Genomic DNA, 21,458 nt, shown 5'->3' with positions numbered 1-21,458 from the left:
ACGGATAGACGAAAAGGGCAAAGACGATGGCGAAAGCAGCTACCCCGAAGACCGCGGCCAAGGAGGCATCGGCACCGAAGGCGGCAAAGGCCCCGGCAGCCGCCGCGAAGGCCGCCGCTCCGGCAAAGAAGGCGGCCGCTCCGGCCAAGGCCGCGGTTTCCGCGGCCAGCGTCGCGGCCAAGCGCGTCGGCGCCGCCGGCAAGGTCCGCCAGGTCATCGGCGCCGTCGTCGACGTGCAGTTCGAAGATCATCTGCCGGCCATTCTGAACGCGCTGGAAACCGACAATGTCGGCAACCGCCTGGTGCTCGAAGTTGCCCAGCATCTCGGCGAGAACACCGTGCGCTGCATTGCCATGGACTCGACCGAAGGTCTCGTCCGCGGCCAGGACGTCTTTGACACCGGCGCGCCGATCTCGGTTCCGGTGGGTCCGGGCATGCTCGGCCGCATCATCAACGTCATCGGCGAGCCGGTCGACGAAGCCGGTCCGGTCGACGCCGTCGAGCTGCGCGCCATCCACCAGCCTGCCCCGGCCTATGTCGACCAGTCGACGGAAGCGCAGATCCTGGTCACCGGCATCAAGGTTCTCGACCTGCTCGCGCCTTACGCCCGCGGCGGCAAGATCGGCCTGTTCGGCGGTGCCGGCGTCGGCAAGACCGTGCTGATCCAGGAACTGATCAACAACGTCGCCAAGGCCCACGGCGGCTTCTCGGTGTTCGCCGGCGTCGGCGAGCGCACCCGCGAAGGCAACGACCTCTATCACGAATTCATCGAATCGGGCGTCAACAAGAAGGGCGGCGGCCAGGGTTCGAAGGCCGCGCTCGTGTACGGCCAGATGAACGAGCCGCCGGGCGCCCGCGCCCGCGTCGGCCTGACCGGCCTGACGGTCGCCGAGTACTTCCGCGACCAGGGTCAGGACGTGCTGTTCTTCGTCGACAACATCTTCCGCTTCACGCAGGCGGGCTCGGAAGTGTCGGCGCTGCTCGGCCGCATTCCTTCCGCCGTGGGTTACCAGCCGACGCTGGCCACCGACATGGGCGCGCTGCAGGAGCGCATCACGACGACGACCAAGGGCTCGATCACCTCGGTGCAGGCGATCTACGTGCCGGCCGACGACTTGACCGACCCGGCGCCGGCGACCTCCTTCGCCCACCTCGACGCCACGACCGTGCTCAACCGCGCGATCTCGGAAAAGGGCATCTATCCGGCCGTCGATCCGCTGGACTCCACCTCGCGCATGCTCGACCCGATGGTCGTCGGCGAGGAGCACTATCAGGTCGCCCGCCAGGTGCAGTCGATCCTGCAGCGCTACAAGTCGCTGCAGGACATCATCGCCATCCTCGGCATGGACGAGCTGTCGGAAGAGGACAAGCAGACGGTTGCCCGCGCCCGCAAGATCGAGCGCTTCCTGTCGCAGCCGTTCTTCGTCGCCGAAGTGTTCACCGGCTCGCCGGGCAAGCTGGTCGACCTCGCCGACACCATCAAGGGCTTCAAGGGTCTTTGCGCCGGCGACTATGACCACCTGCCGGAAGCCGCCTTCTACATGGTTGGCGGCATCGAGGAAGCGGTCGAGAAGGCGCAGCGCCTCGCGGCTGAAGCGGCATAAGAAAGCGAATAGGGAGTAGTGGGTTAGTGGGTAGAGAATAGCGGTGTGATCCGGGCGGTTGCGTCCCTTCACTACTGACTACTCACTATTCCCTACCTGCTAAGTTTTACATGGCTGAAGCTTTCAAGTTCGAACTGGTCTCGCCGGAGCGGCTGCTCGTTTCCGAGCAGGTCGAGTCAGTCGTCATCCCGGGCGCCGAAGGCGAGATGACGGTGATGGCGCAGCACGCGCCGGTCATGACCACCATCAAGCCTGGTGTCGTCACGGTGAAGGCCGCCGGCGGCAAGGAAGACCGCTATGTCGTGTTCGGCGGCTTCGCCGACATCCTGCCTTCCGGCTGCACGCTGCTTGCCGAATCGGCCGTGCATGTGAACGACATCGACCGCGCCGACCTCGCGCGTCGCATCCAGGACGCCAAGGAAGACGCCGCCGACGCCAAGGACGACGTGGCACGCAGCCGCGCGGAGCAGTTCCTTGCCCAGCTCACCACGCTGGAAGGCGCGCTGCTGCCGGCCTGATTTCGGCTGCTGATAAGTGATTGAGAAAGGTGGGGCTTGTCCCCGCCTTTTTTGTTGCCGCTTTTCGCTTGCGAAAGAGTCCCGAATGCGAATCGGGTCGACTATGCTGCGCGGCAGGTAGAGCAATTCCAGGAAAAGTGTGAGCGGTTTTCCGTCTGGAATTGCGTAAAAACAAAGAGATAGAGCGGTTCGCCGTTTCCGTGAAACGGTGAAACGCTCTAGTGAACGGGTCGGCCGGCCAATAAGTGTGAAGCCGCCCGGCTCACCGTCGAGCCAATACCGGGCACAAACGCTATCCGGCTGTTCCACTCTTGCTACCAATGCCGAGCGCGGCAAGAGCCAGCTTCGGGCCGCCCTGCTTGAAACGGACCAGATGCGTGGCGACAAGCTCGATCAACGTCCGGCGGTCCGCGTGGCCCATGGCGAAGCCGGCGAGGTCGAACACGGCCTCGGCCATTGTCGCCGTCGGCAGATTGCGGCCGAACAGGTCGCCGAGCGCCGCATCGAGCGGATCGGTGAAATGTCCCTCGGGCAAAGGACCGCCGCGCGCGGCGCATGCCGCGATCCAGGCGGCGACAACCAGCGACAGATGTTCCGGCAGCAGGCCCGCCTTCAGCCGGGCAAGCGCGGAAGCGACGATGCGCTGCGGCAGCTTCTGGCTGCCGTCGTTGGCGATCTGCGCGGTCCGGTGGGCGAGCGCGGTGTTGGAAAAGCGTTGGGCGAGCTCGGCCGTGTAGGGGATCGGGTCCAGCCCGGCATCCTGCGGCAGTGTTGGAATGGCCTCGGTCCAAAGCCGGTCGACGAACTGCCTTATTGCCGGATCGGCAAAGGCGCGGTCGACGGTGGCGTGGCCGGCGAGCAGGCCGAGATAGGCGATGCCGGAATGCGCGCCGTTCAGCAGCCTCAGCTTCATATCCTCGAAGGGGCCGACATCCTCGACCATGGTGACGCCGAATTTGTCCCAGGCCGGTCGGCCGGTTGGGAAACGGTCTTCGATCACCCATTGCCGGAACGGCTCGGTCATCACCGGCCAGGCGTCCTCGACGCCGAGCTCGTCGGCGACGCGCGCCCGGTCGGCATCGGTGGTCGCCGGCACGATGCGGTCGACCATGGAAGACGGGAAGGCCACGCCGTCGGCGACATGGCGCGCGAGATCGGCATCGCGCAGCTTTGCGAATTCGATCAGCAGCCGGTGCAGCGTCGCGCCGTTTGCCGGTAGGTTGTCGCAGCAGAGCACCGTGAAGGGAGGCGTGCCGGCAATGCGGCGGCGCGCCAGCGCTTCGGCGAGAAAGCCGTGGGCCGTCTTCGGCGATCCGGGGTTGGCGAGGTCGTGGATGATGTCGGGGTGCGCGCCGTCGAGCGTGCCGTCGGCTGCCCTGAGATAGGCCTTCTCGGTAATGGTGAGCGTGACGATGCGGGTGCGCGGGTCGGTCAGCGCGGCGAGCACCGCGCTGGGGTCCTCGGGAGCGACGAGCAAGGATTGGATCGAGCCGATGACCTGCAGCTGTTCGCCGGCGCTGTCCCGGATTGCCAGGGTGTAGAGCCCATCCTGCGGCTCAAGCGCATCGCGCGTGTCGGGGCTGCGCAGCGAAACCCCGACGATGCCCCAATCGCTTTCGCCGTTCGCCAGGCAGGCGTCGACATAGGCGGCCTGATGGGCGCGGTGAAAAGCGCCGACCCCGAGATGGACGATGCCGGGTGTAACGGCGCGGCGGTCATAGGACGGGATCGCCGCCGGCACATTCGCAATCGTAGTGTTGGACAGGCGCTTCGTCATCGGACGTGAAGGCTCCAATCGTTTTCAGCCAGGCCGCCAGGGATGACGGCAAAGATGGATGGCGGCGTAGCACCGGCCGCCTCCGCCGACAATGGACGGGGCGGCGAGGCCGCAGCTTTTCGTGTGTTGACAGCATTTCTCCCGGACCCTACCGGTGGGTCGCCGGAGGAGGGATCGACGTGGCCGCATTGACCGATCCGGATCTGCTGTTTGCCGCCGAGGGGCGCCCGCTTTCGCTCGCGCGCGCCCTTTACGCCGGCGTCAAAGACCTGCCCATCGTCAGCCCGCATGGTCATACCGACCCGCGCTGGTATGCGCTCAACGAGCCGTTTCCGGATCCCGCGCAGCTGCTGATCGTGCCCGACCACTACATTTTCCGCATGCTGTTCAGCCAGGGCGTGCGGCTGGAAGAGCTCGGCGTGGCGAGCCTCGGCGGCTCGCCGGTCGAGACCGACGGCCGCGCGATCTGGCGGCGCTTCGCCGAGCATTATCATCTCTTTCGCGGCACACCGACGCGGCTCTGGCTCGACCACGTGCTCGAGCATCTGTTCGGCATCGAAGAGTCGCTTTCCACGGCCAGCGCCGACCGCACCTACCATACGATCGCCGCGCTGCTGCGACGCGACGACTATCGTCCGCGCGCGCTGTTCGAGCGATTCAACATCGAGGTGATCGCGACGACCGAAGGCGCGCTCGACGACCTCAAATGGCATCGGGCGATCCGCGACAGCGGCTGGGACGGCCGCGTCGTCACCGCCTACCGGCCGGACGCCGTGGTCGATCCCGATTTCGAGGGGTTTGCGTCCAATCTCGATCGGCTCGGCGAGATCACCGGATGCGACACCGCCAGCTGGGCCGGTTATCTCGAGGCGCACCGGAAGCGTCGCGCCTATTTCAAGGAATTCGGCGCCACCTCGTCCGATCACGGCCATCCAACCGCCGAGACCGCCAATCTCTCCGACGCGGCGGCGGAGGAGCTGTTCAACCGCATCCGCCGTGGCTCGGAGGACGGCCGCGAGCGAAAACTGTTCCGCGCCCAGATGCTCACCGAAATGGCCAAGATGAGTCGTGACGACGGCCTTGTGATGCAGATCCATCCCGGGTCATGGCGCAATCATTCGCCTTCCGTTTTCCAGAAGTTCGGGCGCGACAAGGGCTTCGATATCCCTACCCGCACCGATTATGTGACGGCGCTGAAGCCGCTGCTCGACTGCGTCGGGCTGGAGCGCGACCTCACGATCATCCTGTTCACGCTGGACGAGACCAGCTACGCGCGCGAGCTGGCGCCGCTTGCCGGCGTCTATCCGGCGCTGAAGCTCGGACCGGCCTGGTGGTTCCACGACAGCCCGGAAGGCATGCGCCGCTTCCGCGAGATGACGACGGAAACGGCCGGCTTCTACAACACCGTCGGCTTCAACGACGACACCCGCGCCTTCCCCTCGATCCCGGCGCGCCATGACGTCGCGCGCCGCGTCGACTGCGCCTTCCTGGCGCGCCTCGTCGCCGAGCGTCGACTGCGCGAGGACGAGGCGCATGAGGTGGCCGGGGAGTTGGCCTATACGCTTGCCAAGAAAGCATATCGCCTGTGAGGACGCAGCGCCACGGAACGACCGGTCCTTCGACCGGCGGCAAGCGAAAGGCATGACGAGCTTGAGCGATCTTTCCGCCTTCGCGGGCGTCGGACTATATGCACGGCGCGATGGTGCGGCTGGCTGGCGCGGTGACCGTTTCCCGCCAATTCGAACGGACGTTTTGCGATGACCGAAATCTTTTCCCATGCGGGCGAAAAAGCCTGGGAGCCGACGGCGGACGGTAACAGGCGGCGCGTGCTGGTGCACACCGACGAACTGATGATGGTCGAGTTCGCCTTCGACAAGGGCGGCGTCGGGGCGCTGCATTCGCATCCGCATGTCCAGGCGAGCTACGTCGCCGAGGGCCGCTTCGAGGTCACCATCGACGGCCGGTCGGAGCTTGTCGAAACAGGAAGCAGCTTCATCGTGCCGTCCAATCTCGTGCACGGCGTCAAGGCGCTGGAGGCCGGCCGCCTGGTCGACAGCTTCGCGCCGTGCCGTGCCGATTTCCTGGGCTGAGTACCAAAAGGAAAACCCGCGCCGTCGGGCGCGGGTTTGTTGCCTGGGCGCTCATCGCGCCGCCGCGGTACTCAAACATCGCCGCAGGAGGGCAACGGTGCCGCAGCAGGGTAAAGATAGGTTTAACAGCCCCCTTTGAGTCTCCAGCCCTTGAAACCCGCCCGCATATCGGCCAATCAGCTAATGGCGGTCACGGCAATGTGATCCGGCGTGATCGGGGGATCGGAGATTGTGCGGAAACTTCAGGCGGCTGTCGGTTTTCTGGTTGCCCGATCGAGCAGGGAACTCGATCGCCTTGTAACGGCCGTTAAAATTCGCTGGCGCTCGAGGCCGAATGCGCCGGCCGCGCGGACCAACAAGATATTCATAGCCGGGTGTGCGCGCAGCGGAACGACCCTGACGCAACGCGTCATGGAAAGCTTCGAGGATACTTTCGTCTGGCCGCGCGAGGCGCGGCACACGAAATTCTATCTGCTGGATCGCCAGGAAAACAATCTGGTCATCAAGCGCGACTACCGGGCCTTCGCCCATCTTGCGAAACTGCCCGCCGACATCGGTCTCATCTATTGCGTTCGGCACCCCTTGGATGTGCTCACCAGCGTGCATCCGCAGACCATGAAGGAGCGTCGATTCCATACCACGGCCGACCGCTGGGTCCTGGAATACGACGCCCTGCTGAGCTTGCGAAAGGCGCAGCCGGCGCGGGATATTCTTTACCTGCGCTACGAAGACACGATCGCCGATCCGGACGCCGTGCAACAACGGATCGCAAGCCGGTTCGGGCTTCGCCCGAGAGTGCCGGTGACCGGGGACGGGGGGCGCCCCATCCACTCACGCTCGCTGCGCAAGTGGGAGCGCAACGAAGACTATCGTGCCTATCTTCAACGAGCGCTGTCGCCGGCCGCGCTCGCGCCCATGCAAGCCTTCTGTCGCGAATTCGGCTATGACATGCCCGACTGGGTTCGATCCGACTTATCCGGCTGAACGACTTCAGCGCTGCTGCAGCGCCAGGCGTATGCCGAGCGCGCAATAGATGCCGCCAACCACCTTGCCCTGCCATTTCAGCACCGCCGGATGGCGGCGCAGGAAGGAACCCAGGCCGCCCGCGCTGACGGCGAAGACGACGGTGCTGAAGAGCCCAAGCAGGACGAAGATGATGCCGAGCAGCATCAGCTGCAGCATCACGAAACCGCCTTGCGGGTGCACGAATTGCGGCAGGAAGGCCAGGAAAAACAGTGCGGTCTTCGGATTGAGCACTTCGGTCAGGATCGCCTGCCGGAAGGCCTTGCCCGCCGAGATGGGCAGCGTCCTGCCCGCCAGCCCGGCCGGCGCCTTTTCGAGAATGGCGCGGATGCCGAGGTAAACGAGATAGGCCGCGCCGATATATTTGACGATGCTGAACAGCATCGCCGAAGCGGCGATGATGGCCGAGATGCCGACGATGGCCATGATGGTGTGGATCACATCGCCCGCGGCGACGCCGGCGCCGGTGGCGATGCCGACCTTCGTGCCCGAGCTCGTCGCCCGCGCGACGGTGAGCAGAGTCGCCGGCCCCGGAATGAAGACGAAGCCGAACACGACGGCTACGTAGGTGATGAGCGTGGCGGGATCGATCATGCGAAGGTTCCTTTTGCGTCGACCGCCGCCGGCTGCAGGCGGCCCAGCGTTATAGCACCGCGGAATGCGCCGTCGGAACTCCCCCGCCGATATGCCAGCGGCGGCTTTTCGAGGACGGGCATCGGCGCGAGGCGACGTTTCCCCGCCGGAATGGTTCACCGTCCCGCGGGATCGCTGAATCACTCGGGTCCTTGTTTCCGCGCAATTCTGGACGGAAAACCGATACACACTTTTCCTGGGATTGCGCCAACCGTCGTTGTGGCCGGATGACGGCTGCGCTACTCCAGGGCATCGCACGGGTGAATCTCTTGGCTGGTCTTCACACAATCCCGAAAACGAATTCCTGTCCGGTGTCTGCCCGGTGACCCCACAGGCAGCGAGCATCCGGGCCGAGGACCACAAGCGGCGCGTCCTGAAGGACGTGTTCGGCTTCGACGATTTCCGCCCCGGACAGGCGACAGTGATCGAGGCGCTGCTCTCCGGACGGCATGTGTTGGCGGTGATGCCGACAGGCGCCGGCAAATCGCTCTGCTATCAGGTTCCGGCGCTGGTCAAGGGCGGGCTCACCATCGTGGTGTCGCCGCTGGTGGCGCTGATGCAGGACCAGGTTGCCGCCTTGCGTCTTGCCGGCGTGGCCGCCGACACTATCAATTCCTCGCTCGACCGCGAGACCAATGTCGCGGCCTGGCGCCGCGTGGCCTCCGGGCAGACGCGGCTGCTCTATCTGGCGCCGGAGCGGCTGATGACGGAGCGGATGCTGGACGCGCTGTCGCGGCTCGATGTCGGCCTGATCGCCATCGACGAGGCGCACTGCATCTCGCAATGGGGTCCGGCCTTCCGGCGCGAATATGAGGACCTGTCGCGGCTGCGCGGGCTCTTCCCGCAAGTGCCGATCATCGCGCTGACGGCGACGGCGGACGAGGCGACGCGCGCCGATATCGAGGCGCGGCTGTTCGCCGGGCGGGCCGAAACCCTCGTGCTGGGCTTCGACCGACCCAACATCAAGCTGGCGATAGAGGCCAAGCAGGACAGCAAGCGCCAGCTGCTGCGCTTCATCGAGCGCCACCAGGGCAAGAGCGGCATCATCTATTGCCTGTCGCGCCGCAAGACGGAGGAAATGGCGGCTTTCCTGGAAAAGAACGGCGTGCGCGCGCTGGCCTACCATGCCGGCATGAGCAAGGAGGCGCGGGAGGCGAACCAGAACGCCTTCATGAGCCTGTCGGGCGTCGTCATGGTGGCGACCATCGCCTTCGGCATGGGCATCGACAAGCCCGATGTCGCCTATGTCTTCCACACCGACCTGCCGGGCAGCCTGGAGGCCTATTACCAGGAGATCGGCCGCGCCGGGCGCGACGGACGGGCGGCGGAAGCGCATATGCTCTACGGCGCCGGCGACATCCGCACGCGCCGGATGTTCATCGACGAGGAGGATACCTCGCCCGAGCACAAAAGACGGGCGCACCGCCGGCTCGACACGCTGATCGGCTATTGCGAGACGGCGCAGTGCCGGCGCCAGGTGCTGCTCGGTTATTTCGGCGAGGAGGCGCAAGCCTGCGGCAATTGCGACAATTGCCTTGACCGGGCGCCGCGCGCCGACGGCAGCGCCGAGGCGCGGATCATCCTGGCGGCGGTCGCGCAGAGCGGCGAGCGCTTCGGCGCCGCCCATGTCATCGACATCCTGCTCGGCCACGAGACCGAAAAGGTGCTGGCGAGAGGCCATCAGAAGCTCGAAAGCTTCAGGACCGGCATCATGCACAGGAAGCCGGTCTGGCTGTCGCTCGTCCGGCAACTTGTCGCCGGCGGCTTCCTGATGCCCGATCCCGACGGCCATGGCGGTCTCGTCATCTCGGAAAGCGGCCGTGCGCTCGGGCGTGGCGAGGTTGCGTTCGAGTATCGTGTCGAGGGCCGGGACCGTCTCGCGCGCGGCAGGAAGCGTGCCGCGCAAGGCTTCGCCATGGATGGCGAGGGCGTCGATGCGTCGCTCCTGGCGACGCTCAAGACGCTGCGGCTGCGGCTCGCCAAGGAACGCCAGGTGCCGGCCTATGTGGTGTTCTCCGACCGCACGCTGATCGACATGGCCGAGCGCCGCCCGCGCGACCTCGACGATTTCGCCGAAGTGACCGGCGTGGGCGCCGCCAAGCTCAAGGAGTTCGGCGAGGTGTTTTTAGCTGCGATTGCGGCGCATCAGGCCGATGGGTCGGACTGAGGACCTTGACAGGTGCTTCGGGGTCTATCCTCGCGGGCCCGGATTACCGGTTACGACGAAGCGGCGGCGCTTCTTTCCGATCTGTCGGTGCTTGCCGAAAGAAAGGGCGGGGAATTCCGTCTCCGGCTTCAGTCGATCCGTGAGCGCCATGCCGGGAAAGGGCGCTTCCTCGAACGTCTGACATTGCTGGGGTAGATGCGCTCCCCGAGGGCGCATGCCTTCACTGTCGGATGCGCGCTCAGCTCTCGCCGAGCTTGTTGGCGAGCTCCGCCTGGATCTGGCGCAGCACCGCGGAGGCGGTCTCGAGCTCTTCGTCGCCGATGAGCGAAACCAGCTCGTGCCGGAGCTCGGCGAGCACGGTGTTGATGGTCTTCATCCGCGCCTCGCCGTCGTTGGTCAGCGACACGATCTTGGCCCGGCGGTCGCTTGGGTCCTCCCGCCTGGCGACCAGGCCTTCCGCCACCAGGAGATCGATGAGACGCACCACGGAAGGACCTTCGAGGCCGGCCTGTTCGGCGACGGCCCCCTGGCGGGCTTCGCCGCCCAACTGCCACAGCGCCAGGAGCGGCATGGCCATGGCGTGGGACAAGCCGCAGCGATCCAGCCGCTCGTTGGCGGTACGGCGCCAGAGACGCGCCACATTGGTTATGATCTGGCCGATCGTTTCGCGGCTTCTGGACCGTTCATTTTCCATTGCTAATTATTCGCATACAATCTATTAGGATGCAATCTATATCGGCGAGGTGGCGCGATGGATCCGTTGCATCGGAGAAGTCCGCTCTCACCAAGTCTCCGTTCTCGATCCAGGGGGCCGGCCCTGACTGGCTCCCTCGAAGGTGTTTTCGATGTCCGTTGCTCTCGACGCAGTGCCAATAACTTCCCCCGCCAATCCGCGTTCCAGGGTGATCCTTGCCAGCCTGATCGGCACCACCATCGAGTTCTACGATTTCTATGTCTATGCCACGGCGGCGGTGCTCGTGTTCCCGCATTTGTTCTTTCCCGCCGGCAACGACACGACGGCGCTGCTTGCCTCTTTCGCGGTGTTTGGCGCCGCCATGATCGCGCGCCCGCTGGGCGCGATCTTCTTCGGCCATCTCGGCGACCGGCGTGGCCGCAAGATCACGCTGGTCGGCGCACTGCTCACCATGGGGCTGGCGACATTCCTGATCGGTCTGCTCCCGACTTACGCGAGCGCCGGATGGCTGGCGCCGGCCCTGCTGGTCGTGCTGCGCCTGGCCCAGGGCTTCGCGCTCGGCGGGGAGTGGAGCGGCGCGGCGCTGGTCGCGACCGAGAACGCGCCGAAAGGCAAGCGCGCCGTCTACGGCACTTTCCCGCAGCTGGGCGCGCCGATCGGCTTCATCATCGCCAACGGCCTGTTCCTGATCATCGCCGCCATACTGCCGTCGGACGATCCCTCGCGGCCGTCGCTGGCCTTCCTTTCCTGGGGCTGGCGCATCCCGTTCCTGTTTTCGCTGATCATGGTGGCCATCGGCCTCTGGGTGCGGCTGAACCTGGTCGAGAGCGCAGCCTTCGACAACACCGTGCGCGCCGGCAAGGTCAGGAAGGTACCCTTGGCGTCGGTCGTCGGCACGCATTGGAAAGAGCTCGTCCTCGGCACGTTCTACATGCTTGCCACCTACGTCCTGTTCTACCTGATGACGACGTTTTCACTAAGCTACGGCCGCGCCGCGCCTACGGCCTCCGTGCCCGGCCTTGGCTACGATTACACGACCTTCGTGCTGATGATGATCATCGGCGTGGTCTTCTTCGGCGTCTTCACCATGGTCTCCGGTCCGTGGGCCGACCGTTGGGGCCGGCGCCGGACGCTGATCTGGATAACCATCGCCATCGCACTCTTCGGGCTCTCCTGGGTGCCGATGCTGCATGCCGGCGGCGCCGGCGTCATGGCGTGGCTCGTCGCCGGCTTCAGCCTGATGGGCATGACCTTCGGTCCGATGGGCGCGCTGCTGCCGGAGCTCTTCCCGGCCAATGTGCGCTACACCGGCTCTGGCATCTCCTACAACGTGTCGTCGATCCTCGGCGCCGCGGTGGCGCCCTTCATCGCCGTGGCGCTCTGGAGCATGGGCGGCGGACCTTTCTGGGTCGGCGTCTACCTCTCGGCCATGGCGATGCTCACGCTGGTTGCCCTGCTGATCGGGCGCGAGACCAAGGATGTCGACATCAACCGCTAGCCAACCGTGGCGCCCGCCGGCGAGGAGGCGGGCGCGAGAACCAAACCCATGACGCTTCCCTCCTGGCAGGACTGGCTGTTTTCGATCAAGGCGTTCCTCGCCTCGATGCTGGCGCTCTACATAGCGCTGTCCTTCGACCTGCCGCGGCCTTATTGGGCCATGGCGGCCGTCTATGTCGTGGCCAATCCGCTTGCCGGCGCAACTTCGTCCAAGGGGCTCTACCGTGCGCTCGGCACGCTGATCGGCGCCGCTGCATCCGTCGTCGTGTTGCCGACCTTCGTCAATTCGCCGCTGTTGATGAGCATCGTCGTGGCCTTGTGGACCGGGGTGCTGCTCTACATCTCGATGCTCGATCGCACGCCGCGCAGCTATGTCTTCATGCTGGCCGGCTATTCGCTGCCGCTGATCGCCCTGCCGGCCGTCGACGCACCCCAAACGATCTTCGATATCGCCTCGGCCCGCAGCCAGGAGATCATCCTCGGCATCGTCTGCGCCAGCGTGGTCGCGCAGCTGGTGTTTCCGATAGGGCTGTCTTCGCTGATGTCGTCGCGCATTTCCAACTGGCTGGGCGACGCCGCTGCCTGGGCCGGTGAGATCCTGCGAGGCGAGGGCGCGGCCAGGCCGGCAGCTCCGGTCCGGCAGAAGCTGGCATCCGACATTTCCGGGTTCGACATCCTCATCAGCCAGCTTGGATACGATCACCAGACGCACGGGCTTACGCGGCAGGCGCGGCAATTGCGCGGGCGTCTCATGCTGCTGCTTCCGTTGCTCTCGTCGCTCGATGACCGGCTTCACGAACTGAGATCGCAGGATCGTGTGCTGCGCGACGATCTCGTCGCTCTGCTCGACGACGTCGGCGCATGGCTGCAGGCCGTCGCCGATCCGGGACGCGCCGTCGCGCTGCGCTCGCGCATCGCCGATTTGCGTCCGCCTGCCTATGCCGTCGACTGGCGGAGCCTGATTCTCGACAGCGCGCTCGCCCGGCTGCGCGAGATCGTCGATGCCTGGCACGATTGCCTCGTCCTGAAGAAGCAGATCGCAAGCAGCGAATCCGGCGGCGAAAAGCTCGCCTTCCGGCGGCGGCGCACTTTCTCGCGCACCCGCCATCACGATTATGGAATGCTGTTCTTCTATGCCGCTTCGGTGATCGTCGCCATCCTGATCGCCTGCGCCCTGTGGATCTATTCGGGCTGGGCCGAAGGCTCCGGATTCGTGCTCATGGTGGCGGTCGGATGCTCGTTCTTCGCAGCGACTGACCGGCCAGCGCCGCTGCTGTTGTCGATGTTCATCTGGTGCACGGTGAGCCTTATGGTCACCGCGGCCTATCAATTCGCCATCCTGCCTTCGATCCAGAGCTTTCCCTTGCTGGTTCTCGTGCTGGCGCCGCCGTTCCTTGTGCTCGGCACTCTCATTCCAAGGCCCCAACTCAACATGCTGGCGATGCTGCTCACCGTTAACACCGCGTCGTTCATCGCGCTCAGCGACAGGTTTTCCGCCGATTTCACCTCCTTCGCGGGCGGAGGGCTCGCCGCGCTCGCCGGCGTCGGTTTCGCGCTTGTATGGACGCTGGTGATCCGGCCGTTCGGCGGTGAGATCTCCGCCCGGCGATTGGTGCATGCCGGCTGGTCGGACCTTGCCCAGCTCGCCGCCGGCGAGCGCGCCGAGGACCAGCGGAGGCTTGCCGGGCGCATGCTCGATCGCCTCGGGCAGCTCGTTCCCCGGCTGGCATCCATGGAAAACAAGGAATTGTCGGCGATCGACGGCTATGCGGAAATCAGGCTGGGCCTCAACATCGTGGAGCTGCAGCGGCTGCGCGGCCGGCTTACATCCGACGAGGGCGAGGCGATCGGCGATGTGCTGTCCGCCATCGCCGATCTGTTCAAGGAACGCCTCAGGCTCGGCGAGCCCGTTCCGGCGTCGCCGGGGTTGCGCGAACGCATCGACGCGGCGCTTGCCACCGTCGCGGGCCGTCAGGCCACGCCGGCTCGCCGATCCGCCGACGCGCTGGTCGGGCTGCGTCGCGCGCTGTTCCGAAACGCGGCGCCACCTGTTTATTCGACAGTGCCGGCACCGATGCTCCTGGTAGCGGAGTAGATACATGCAGAACGACATCAGTATTGGCGGCGTCTATCTGCCGGGACTTCTGGTCACGATGCTCGCGGCCTTCGTCGTGGCGCGGATCGTCTGGCAGGTTTTGTCATGGACCGGCCTCTATTCGCTCGTCTGGCACCGGGCGCTTTTCAACCTCGCGCTTTACATCCTCATCCTCGGGGCAATGTCCTCGCTCTCAAATCGGCTGTTCTCATGAAATACCGTCTTCTTCGACTGACCGGCAGGGTCCTCGTCACGGCTGCCGTCGTCGCCGTCGCCTGCGTTGCCGCCTGGAAGCTTTGGGACGACAACATGAATGCCCCATGGACGCGCGACGCGCATGTGCGCGCCGATGTCGTGGGCGTCACGCCCGACGTTTCGGGCCTCGTGGCGGAGGTCCTGGTCAAGGATAACCAGGTGGTGAAGAAGGGCGATGTGCTGTTCGAGGTCGACCGCCAGCGCTTTGCCGTCGCGCTTGCGCAGGCGCAGGCAGTGGTCGAAGGCCGGCAGGCGACGCTCGACCAGGCGAGGAGAAATCTGGAACGTCTCAAGCGGCTGACGGCGTCGGCGGTCAGCGTCCAGCAGATCGAGGAGGCGCAATCGAGCCTGGCCGAGGCGGAGTCGGAAAGCCTGCAGGCAAGTGCCGCGCGCGACCTGGCGCAACTCAACCTCGACCGCGCGCAAGTCAGGGCACCGGTCAACGGCATCATCACCAATCTCAGCCTTCGCCCCGGAGACTATGTCACGACGGGCGCGGCCACGATGGCGCTGGTCGACACCGATACCGTCCGCATCGACGGCTATTTCGAGGAGACGAAGCTGCCGCGCATCGAGGTGGGCGCCAAGGCTACGATCCGACCGATGGGATGGAAATCGTCGCTTTCGGGCCATGTCGCAAGCATAGCCGCCGGCATCGAGGACCGCGAGCGCACCTCCGGGACGCTGCTGGCGGACATCAATCCGACCTTCACCTGGGTGCGGCTGGCGCAGCGCGTTCCCGTGCATATCGCGCTGGACGGCGATGCCGTCACGAAGGCAAGGCTGGTGGTCGGAACGTCGGCGACGGTGACCATCGACCGGGCGAGGGACGACTGAAGGCGAGGTCAAATCACCGAACGGATCGAGGAATAAGGGAGGCGGCTAACGCCAAAGGCAAACCTTGACGTCCTTCCCGACATAGCAGGCGCCTTCACGGCGAAGCTCTCCCCAGTCTCCTGCCTCGCCGTGCGTGTCGCGAATATCCCCGTTCGCATAGCCTGCCCAAGCATCACCGTCCTTGTATATGACGGCCCAGTAATCCTTCGACATCTCGCCCGCTCCACTATGCGTGTCGGGATAGTCTATGCCGGCAAAGACCTGCTTGGGGCCCTGGATGTTGAAATCGCCGCCCTTCTCTATTTGGTAGGAGCATTTTCCGGATATGCGGGTCTCGCCGTGAACGACCAGCAGGCAGCGGCCCCATTTGTAGCCGCTCGGCAGACGATGCTGTGCTGCGTGCGCGGGCGAAATGGAGGACGCAATTGCCAGGGCGATCGCTATGGTTCGGCCGGTCAGCAGCCAACCCAAAGAGCGACCTGATACCGTTGCATTCCGTCCATAGCGCATGTCGAACGGCCCTCCGCAGGGTGAGTCCCTTGAGATCATATTCCACCGACCATAGCGGATTCTTGTCACGCCGGTGTGTGCTGCTTCACGCTGCTGCCGATGCCATCCTGCTTGGCGCGACGGATCGCGTCGATCCTGCGAAGCGCGCAGCGCGAAGCAGGATGGCGGAGAGGGAGGGATTCGAACCCCCGATACCCTTGCGAGTATGCCGCATTTCGAGTGCGGTGCATTCGACCACTCTGCCACCTCTCCGCGAGGTCATGGTCGGCCGTTGCCGGCGCGGCGCACTAGATAACGGCTGGCTGCTGGAGTTACAAGGGCCTATTCGCCCGATTTCCAGCTTCTTTAAAAAGCGGCGTTGACTGCGCCGACGTCTCCTTTGCCGGCGGGATGCGCGTGGGTATCGTCCAGGGCGAGCCCGTTTGCCTTGACTCCGGCGCAACCTTCGGTTAGGGACAGCCCGCATTCGGCGTGGAGGCTCTTCCGCGCCGCTTGTTTTTTGAACCCGCAGACTGACAAAAAGACGGCCCAACCGCCCGAGGCGGTTCATCGAGGCCGACCGAACAGCGAAAGGCAAAAAATGTTCGCAGTCATCAAAACGGGCGGCAAGCAGTATCGCGTCGCCGCCAACGATCTCCTGAAGATCGAGAAACTCGAAGCCAAGGTCGGCGATATCGTCGAAATCGGCAATGTGCTCGCGCATGGCGAGGGCGAGAACGTCACCTTCGGCGCGCCGTTCGTCGATGGCGCCATGGTCACGGCGGAAGTCGTCGAGCAGGGCAAGAACCGCACCGTCATCGCTTTCAAGAAGCGCCGCCGCCAGAATTCGCGCCGCAAGATCGGCCACCGCCAGCTTCTGACCACCGTCCGGATCGCCGAGATCCTGCTGGGCGGCGCCAAGCCGTCGAAGAAGGCCGCCGCCAAGCCGGAAGCCAAGGCAGAGACCAAGGCCGAAGTCGCTGCCGAGGCGAAAGCCGAAGCCGCGCCGAAGGAGCCCAAGGCCAAGAAGGAAGCTGCGCCGAAGGCGGAAGCCGCTGCCGGCGAAGAGGCAAAGCCCGCGCCGCTGTTCAAGGCGCCAAAGGGCGAGCCGGACGACCTGACGGTCATCAAGGGCATCGGCCCGGTCGCGGCGAAGGACCTCGCCGAGCAGGGCATCGTCACCTTCGCGCAGCTCGCCAAGCTCACCGACAAGGACGTCGCCAAGATCGACGAGCACATGCCGTTCAGCGCCGACCAGATCAAGGACTGGCGCGAGCAGGCCAAGGAACTGGCGAAGAAGTAATTTTACCGGCGGCGATCGTCGCCGCTACGGGACTTGAAACGGAACGCGAACGCGTTCATAAGACCATTCAAGCGCCTCAGGGCGCATCGGAGTTAGTCAAATGGCACACAAGAAAGCTGGCGGTTCGTCGCGCAACGGTCGCGATTCGCACTCCAAGCGTCTGGGCGTGAAGAAGTTCGGCGGCGAAGCCGTCGTGGCCGGCAACATCATCATTCGTCAGCGCGGCACGCAATGGCATCCGGGCACCAATGTTGGCATGGGCACGGACCACACCCTTTTTGCGCTCGAAGCCGGCGCAGTCACCTTCAACAAAAAAGCCAACGGCCGAACCTACGTATCGGTGAACCCGATTACCAAAGCAGCGGAGTAGCCGGTTCCGCACCATAACACCGGCGCCCATCTCGGGAACCGGTGTCTGGCCAGGCCAGGAAAAGGATCAGGAGAGATGGGTTTGCCCTCTCTCCTTTTTCATTTTTTCTTGCCCTGGAGGACTAAAATGGTTGCGGAAGCGGACGACACGGAAGACGAAAGTTACGCGATCGATTGCCCGGTGCTGGCCACCGAGCGGCTGGTCATGCGCGCCCCGCGCGAAAGCGATCTCGAGCAACTCGTCACGCTTGCCGACAACCGACATGTCGCCGAAATGCTGGCACGCATGCCGCATCCCTATGGCGAGGCCGAAGGCCGCACCTTCCTTGCCATGGCGGCGTCGCGGCGCGCCGGCATCGTCTACGCGCTGACGCTCAAGGATGGCGGCACCTTCGTCGGCTGCGCCGGCTTGAACACCACCGATCGCGGCCTGGAGCTGGGCTACTGGATCGGCGAGCCCTATTGGAAGCGCGGCTATGCCACGGAAGCCGCGCATGCGCTCGTCGACCTCGCCTTCCAGCGGACCTCGATCCAGGTGCTGCATGCCTCGACCCGGGTGATCAATCCGGCTTCGCGCCGCGTCATCCACAAATGCGGCTTCCAGTATGCCGGCCAGGGCATGCTGAACTCGATCGTCGCCGGCCAGGTGCCTGTCGAGCGGTACCGCCTTGATCGCAAGACGTGGAACAGTCTGCGCAACTGGATCCATTATTGACAGGTGTTTCGGAAGGTGAGCGGCGCCCCCTCACCCGGATTGCCAGCCGAATTGCGACGGGCAATTCGGGGCAATCCGACCTCTCCCCGAGGGGAGAGGAGCAGGTAAGGGCCGGCGGCAATCTCTTCTCCCCTCGGGAAGAAGGGTGGCCGCGAAGCGGCCGGATGAGGGGAAGTCCAGAACTCAGCCGAGCTCCGCCCAGAGCGGCAGATGATCCGACCCGATGGCATCCCGGTCGGACCACAGGCGCTCCAGCGACTTGGCGAGCGAGGCGCTGGTGAAGATGTAGTCGATGCATTTGTGGCGGCTTTTGTCGGCGGGCCGCTCAGGATCGACCCAGGTGACGAGGTCGGCGACCGCAAGACGCTGGGCGATGTCGACGGCGAGATCGGCCGTCAGCGGCATGCCGAACTCATGGTCCGGGCGGCCGGCAAGCTCGACATATTCGGGCGAGCCCGGCAGCATGTTGAAGTCGCCCATGACGATGAAGGCTTCCGGATACGGCAGGTCCGGCAGGCCGATCTCGGGAATGCCCGACAGGCCGCCGCCTTCCAGCGCGTAGTTCAGCAGGCGCTGGCGCAGGAAACGGATCTGGCTCTGGCGCTCGACCGGGCTGCGGTGGTCGAGATGGGTGGAATAGAAGCGGATGAAGCCGAGCGGCGTCTCGATCAGCGCTTCGAGCGCGCCGCGCTGGAAGTTCATGGTCTCGAGGCTGCGGCTGCGCGGCAGAAGGAGATTGCGCGACAGATGAATGGGAGTCTTCGACAGCACCATGTTGCCGAGCTGGAAGGAGGTCGAGATGGCGCGGCCGTTCTCCAGGCGCGAGCCGATATTGACCTCGAAATTGCTGCCATAGGCGGCGAAATAATCGGGCAGCGCCTCGCCGATCTCGGCCACCATGTCGCGGTCGCCGTTGCGCGGGTTGTTGCGGGTCACCTCCTGCAGCGCAATGACGTCTGCGCCGCGCACGGCGTCGGCGATGCGGCCGACGTCGTATTTGCCGTCGAGCCCGATGCCGTATTGGATGTTGTAGGTGACGATCTTCATTCCCGCGCCCCTCCAATCACGCCGCACCGGTGCTACCGCGTCCCCGGCAAAAGGGCATCCGGCGCTTTAGTCGCAAATCGGCCTCGCCCTTGGCCCTGCCTTGGTTTAGAGCAATCCGCAAGCGCAATAGCAGAAACCTGAAAACCAAGATGAAATTCCTCGACCAAGCCAAGGTTTACATCCGTTCCGGCGACGGCGGCGCCGGTTCGTTGTCCTTTCGGCGTGAAAAATTCATCGAGTTCGGCGGACCGGATGGCGGCGATGGCGGTCGCGGCGGCGATGTCTGGGTGGAAGCGGTCGACGGGCTGAACACGCTGATCGACTATCGCTACCAGCAGCATTTCAAGGCCAAGACCGGCATGCACGGCATGGGCCGCAACATGACGGGCGCCAAGGGCGCCGACGTGACGCTGAAGGTGCCGGCGGGCACGCAGGTCTTTGCCGAGGACAATGAGACGCTGATCTGCGACCTGACCGTGGTCGGCCAGCGCTTCCTGCTCGCCAAGGGCGGCAATGGCGGTTTCGGCAACCAGCATTTCAAGACCTCGACCAACCAGGCGCCGCGACGCGCCAATCCCGGCCAGCCTGGCGAGGAATTGAGCATCTGGCTCCGGCTCAAGCTGATCGCCGACGCCGGCCTGGTCGGCATGCCCAATGCCGGCAAATCGACCTTCCTCGCGGCCGTCACCGCGGCCAAGCCGAAGATCGCCGACTATCCGTTCACGACGCTTCACCCCGGGCTCGGCGTCGCCCGTATCGACGGCCGCGAATTCGTGCTGGCCGACATTCCCGGCCTGATCGAGGGCGCGCATGAGGGGGTGGGCATCGGCGACCGTTTCCTCGGCCATGTCGAGCGCACGCGCGTGCTGCTCCACCTGGTCTCGGCGCAGGAAGAAAATCCCGGCAAGGCCTACAAGACGGTGCGCGCCGAGCTCGAAGCCTATGGTCATGGATTGACCGACAAGGTCGAGATCGTGGCGCTCAGCCAGATCGATATCCTCGACGCGGACGCCCGCAAGAAGAAGGCCGCCTCGCTGAAGCGCGCAGCCGGCCGCGCGCCGATGCTTTTGTCGGCCGTCACCGGCGAAGGCGTCGAGGCGGTGCTGCGCGCGCTGATGGCGGTGGTCGCCGAATCGCGCGACGCCGTTCCGGCTCCTGTCGAGACGCGTTGGCAAAACCCATGAAATCGCTGAAATCATACCGGCGCATCACCGTGAAGATCGGCTCTGCGCTGCTCGTCGACCGCGCGACAGGTTTGAAGCGCGACTGGCTGACCTCGCTTGCAGACGACATCGCAGTGCTGGCCGAGGCCGGCGCCGAAGTGCTGGTCGTTTCGTCGGGCGCGATCGCGCTCGGCCGCACCATTCTCGGCCTCGGCAAGCGCGCGCTGAAGCTGGAGGAGAGCCAGGCTGCCGCCGCCGTCGGTCAGATCGCGCTTGCCGGCGCATGGTCGGACGCGCTCGGCAAGGACGGGCTGAAGTCCGGCCAGATTCTTCTCACTCTTGGCGACACGGAGGAGCGCCGGCGCTACCTCAACGCGCGCGCGACGATCTCGACCCTGCTCAAGATGAAGGCGGTACCGGTCATAAACGAGAACGACACGGTGGCGACCTCGGAAATCCGCTACGGCGACAATGACCGGCTGGCGGCGCGGGTGGCGACGATGATGGGCGCCGATCTTCTGGTGCTGCTTTCCGATATCGATGGGCTCTATACGGCGCCGCCGGCCAAGGACCCGCAGGCAAAATTCATCCCCGTGGTCGACCGCATCACGCCCGACATCGAGGCGATGGCGGGCGCGGCCGCGTCCGAATTGTCGCGCGGCGGGATGCGCACCAAGCTCGACGCCGGCAAGATCGCCAATGCCGCCGGCACGGCGATGATAATCACCTCGGGCACCCGGCTTTCGCCGCTGATGGCGATCGAGCGCGGCGAGCGCTCGACCTTCTTCAAGCCGAGCGCCAACCCGGTGAAGGGCTACAAGACCTGGATCGCCGGGCAGCTCGAGCCGGCCGGCCGGCTCACCGTCGATGCCGGCGCCGTCGGGGCTTTGAAGTCCGGAAAGTCGCTGCTGCCGGCCGGGGTAAAACTGGTCAGCGGCAATTTCTCGCGCGGCGACACGGTGGCGATCCTGTCGCCGGACGGCCGCGAGATTGCGCGCGGGCTGGTTGCCTATGATGCCGCCGATGCCGTAAGGATCGCGGGTCTGAAGACGGCCGAGATCGAAAACGTGCTCGGCTACGAGGCGCGTTCGGCGATGATCCATCGTGACGACCTTGTGGTAAGCGTTGTCGGCGACCAAGTGTTGGCCGACGAATAAGTATTGAACGGGCGGAGGATGAAAC

General features: G+C 65.1%; 20 protein-coding genes and 1 tRNA gene. 15 read left to right on the top strand and 6 right to left on the bottom strand.

Going from position 1 to position 21,458, the window contains the following annotated elements; genetic code table 11:
* Positions 1-26: 26 nt before the first annotated feature.
* Positions 27-1,604 carry a F0F1 ATP synthase subunit beta gene (gene atpD / locus MJ8_RS30615; protein ID WP_201412257.1) on the top strand — a complete coding sequence of 526 codons (1,578 nt, stop codon included), beginning with the start codon at positions 27-29 and terminating at the stop codon, positions 1,602-1,604.
* A gap of 110 nt (positions 1,605-1,714) precedes the next feature.
* On the top strand, positions 1,715-2,122 hold the full coding sequence (locus MJ8_RS30610; protein ID WP_112128560.1) for a F0F1 ATP synthase subunit epsilon: 408 nt from the start codon (positions 1,715-1,717) through the stop codon (positions 2,120-2,122).
* Positions 2,123-2,414: 292 nt separating this feature from the next.
* On the opposite strand, the gene MJ8_RS30605 is transcribed toward MJ8_RS30610, so the two are convergent.
* Entirely contained in the window at positions 2,415-3,899 is a 1,485-nt protein-coding gene (locus MJ8_RS30605) for a mannitol dehydrogenase family protein (protein WP_201412256.1), read from the bottom strand.
* A gap of 179 nt (positions 3,900-4,078) precedes the next feature.
* On the opposite strand from MJ8_RS30605, the gene uxaC reads away from it, so the two are divergent.
* The 3 genes from uxaC (at position 4,079) to MJ8_RS30590 (ending at position 6,973) form a co-directional block, all read left to right on the top strand.
* The gene (gene uxaC, locus MJ8_RS30600; RefSeq protein WP_201412255.1) at positions 4,079-5,488 is read left to right on the top strand and encodes a glucuronate isomerase; all 1,410 of its coding nucleotides are present in this window, start codon (positions 4,079-4,081) and stop codon (positions 5,486-5,488) included.
* A 168-nt stretch (positions 5,489-5,656) separates the two neighbouring features.
* On the top strand, positions 5,657-5,989 hold the full coding sequence (locus MJ8_RS30595; RefSeq protein WP_201412254.1) for a cupin domain-containing protein: 333 nt from the start codon (positions 5,657-5,659) through the stop codon (positions 5,987-5,989).
* Between the two features lie 411 nt (positions 5,990-6,400).
* Positions 6,401-6,973, top strand: a complete 573-nt coding sequence (locus tag MJ8_RS30590; RefSeq protein ID WP_225248080.1) for a sulfotransferase — start codon at positions 6,401-6,403, stop codon at positions 6,971-6,973.
* A gap of 6 nt (positions 6,974-6,979) precedes the next feature.
* On the opposite strand, the gene MJ8_RS30585 is transcribed toward MJ8_RS30590, so the two are convergent.
* Positions 6,980-7,606, bottom strand: a complete 627-nt coding sequence (locus MJ8_RS30585) for a LysE family translocator (RefSeq protein ID WP_201412253.1) — start codon at positions 7,604-7,606, stop codon at positions 6,980-6,982.
* Positions 7,607-7,967: 361 nt separating this feature from the next.
* Here MJ8_RS30585 and recQ point away from each other — a divergent pair, with 361 nt between their 5' ends.
* Positions 7,968-9,812 carry a DNA helicase RecQ gene (recQ, locus tag MJ8_RS30580; RefSeq protein WP_201412252.1) on the top strand — a complete coding sequence of 615 codons (1,845 nt, stop codon included), beginning with the start codon at positions 7,968-7,970 and terminating at the stop codon, positions 9,810-9,812.
* Positions 9,813-10,050: 238 nt separating this feature from the next.
* On the opposite strand, the gene MJ8_RS30575 is transcribed toward recQ, so the two are convergent.
* Complete coding sequence (locus MJ8_RS30575; protein WP_201412251.1) at positions 10,051-10,506, bottom strand: MarR family winged helix-turn-helix transcriptional regulator; 456 nt, start codon at positions 10,504-10,506, stop codon at positions 10,051-10,053.
* 151 nt (positions 10,507-10,657) lie between these two features.
* On the opposite strand from MJ8_RS30575, the gene MJ8_RS30570 reads away from it, so the two are divergent.
* Genes MJ8_RS30570 through MJ8_RS30555 form a run of 4 tightly spaced genes read left to right on the top strand, consistent with a single transcriptional unit; the run spans position 10,658 to position 15,190 of the window.
* Complete coding sequence (locus MJ8_RS30570) at positions 10,658-12,004, top strand: MFS transporter (protein WP_201412250.1); 1,347 nt, start codon at positions 10,658-10,660, stop codon at positions 12,002-12,004.
* A 48-nt stretch (positions 12,005-12,052) separates the two neighbouring features.
* Positions 12,053-14,098, top strand: coding sequence for an FUSC family protein (locus MJ8_RS30565; protein WP_201412249.1), 2,046 nt, complete (start codon positions 12,053-12,055; stop codon positions 14,096-14,098).
* A gap of 4 nt (positions 14,099-14,102) precedes the next feature.
* Entirely contained in the window at positions 14,103-14,312 is a 210-nt protein-coding gene (locus tag MJ8_RS30560; RefSeq protein WP_140646510.1) for a DUF1656 domain-containing protein, read from the top strand.
* Positions 14,309-15,190, top strand: a complete 882-nt coding sequence (locus MJ8_RS30555) for an HlyD family secretion protein (RefSeq protein ID WP_201412248.1) — start codon at positions 14,309-14,311, stop codon at positions 15,188-15,190. The genes MJ8_RS30560 and MJ8_RS30555 overlap by 4 nt, the downstream gene beginning before the upstream one ends.
* Before the next feature lie 45 nt (positions 15,191-15,235).
* Here MJ8_RS30555 and MJ8_RS30550 read toward each other — a convergent pair whose 3' ends face one another.
* Positions 15,236-15,700 carry a hypothetical protein gene (locus MJ8_RS30550; RefSeq protein ID WP_201412247.1) on the bottom strand — a complete coding sequence of 155 codons (465 nt, stop codon included), beginning with the start codon at positions 15,698-15,700 and terminating at the stop codon, positions 15,236-15,238.
* Positions 15,701-15,862: 162 nt separating this feature from the next.
* Positions 15,863-15,952, bottom strand: a tRNA-Ser gene (locus MJ8_RS30545).
* A 328-nt stretch (positions 15,953-16,280) separates the two neighbouring features.
* Between MJ8_RS30545 and MJ8_RS30540 the strand changes: the two genes are divergently transcribed.
* From MJ8_RS30540 to MJ8_RS30530, 3 genes are all read left to right on the top strand, one after another.
* Positions 16,281-16,982 (top strand): 50S ribosomal protein L21, encoded by a 702-nt coding sequence (locus tag MJ8_RS30540; protein ID WP_201412246.1) that lies wholly within the window; start codon positions 16,281-16,283, stop codon positions 16,980-16,982.
* A gap of 100 nt (positions 16,983-17,082) precedes the next feature.
* A complete protein-coding gene (rpmA, locus tag MJ8_RS30535; protein WP_040991608.1) occupies positions 17,083-17,352 on the top strand; it encodes a 50S ribosomal protein L27 in 270 nt (89 codons plus the stop codon).
* A 126-nt stretch (positions 17,353-17,478) separates the two neighbouring features.
* The gene (locus tag MJ8_RS30530; RefSeq protein ID WP_201412245.1) at positions 17,479-18,066 is read left to right on the top strand and encodes a GNAT family N-acetyltransferase; all 588 of its coding nucleotides are present in this window, start codon (positions 17,479-17,481) and stop codon (positions 18,064-18,066) included.
* Between the two features lie 183 nt (positions 18,067-18,249).
* On the opposite strand, the gene MJ8_RS30525 is transcribed toward MJ8_RS30530, so the two are convergent.
* Positions 18,250-19,113 carry an endonuclease/exonuclease/phosphatase family protein gene (locus MJ8_RS30525; RefSeq protein WP_201412244.1) on the bottom strand — a complete coding sequence of 288 codons (864 nt, stop codon included), beginning with the start codon at positions 19,111-19,113 and terminating at the stop codon, positions 18,250-18,252.
* Positions 19,114-19,262: 149 nt separating this feature from the next.
* Between MJ8_RS30525 and obgE the strand changes: the two genes are divergently transcribed.
* Together obgE and proB are read left to right on the top strand one after the other, a co-directional pair.
* On the top strand, positions 19,263-20,297 hold the full coding sequence (gene obgE / locus MJ8_RS30520; protein ID WP_201412243.1) for a GTPase ObgE: 1,035 nt from the start codon (positions 19,263-19,265) through the stop codon (positions 20,295-20,297).
* The gene (proB, locus tag MJ8_RS30515) at positions 20,294-21,433 is read left to right on the top strand and encodes a glutamate 5-kinase (RefSeq protein ID WP_201412242.1); all 1,140 of its coding nucleotides are present in this window, start codon (positions 20,294-20,296) and stop codon (positions 21,431-21,433) included. Before obgE ends, proB begins: the two co-directional genes overlap by 4 nt.
* The last annotated feature ends 25 nt before the right edge of the window (positions 21,434-21,458 follow it).

Source organism: Mesorhizobium sp. J8, from assembly GCF_016591715.1.
In the GTDB taxonomy this organism is placed as follows: Bacteria; Pseudomonadota; Alphaproteobacteria; order Rhizobiales; family Rhizobiaceae; genus Mesorhizobium.
This window is presented reverse-complemented; position numbering and strand designations above follow the sequence as displayed.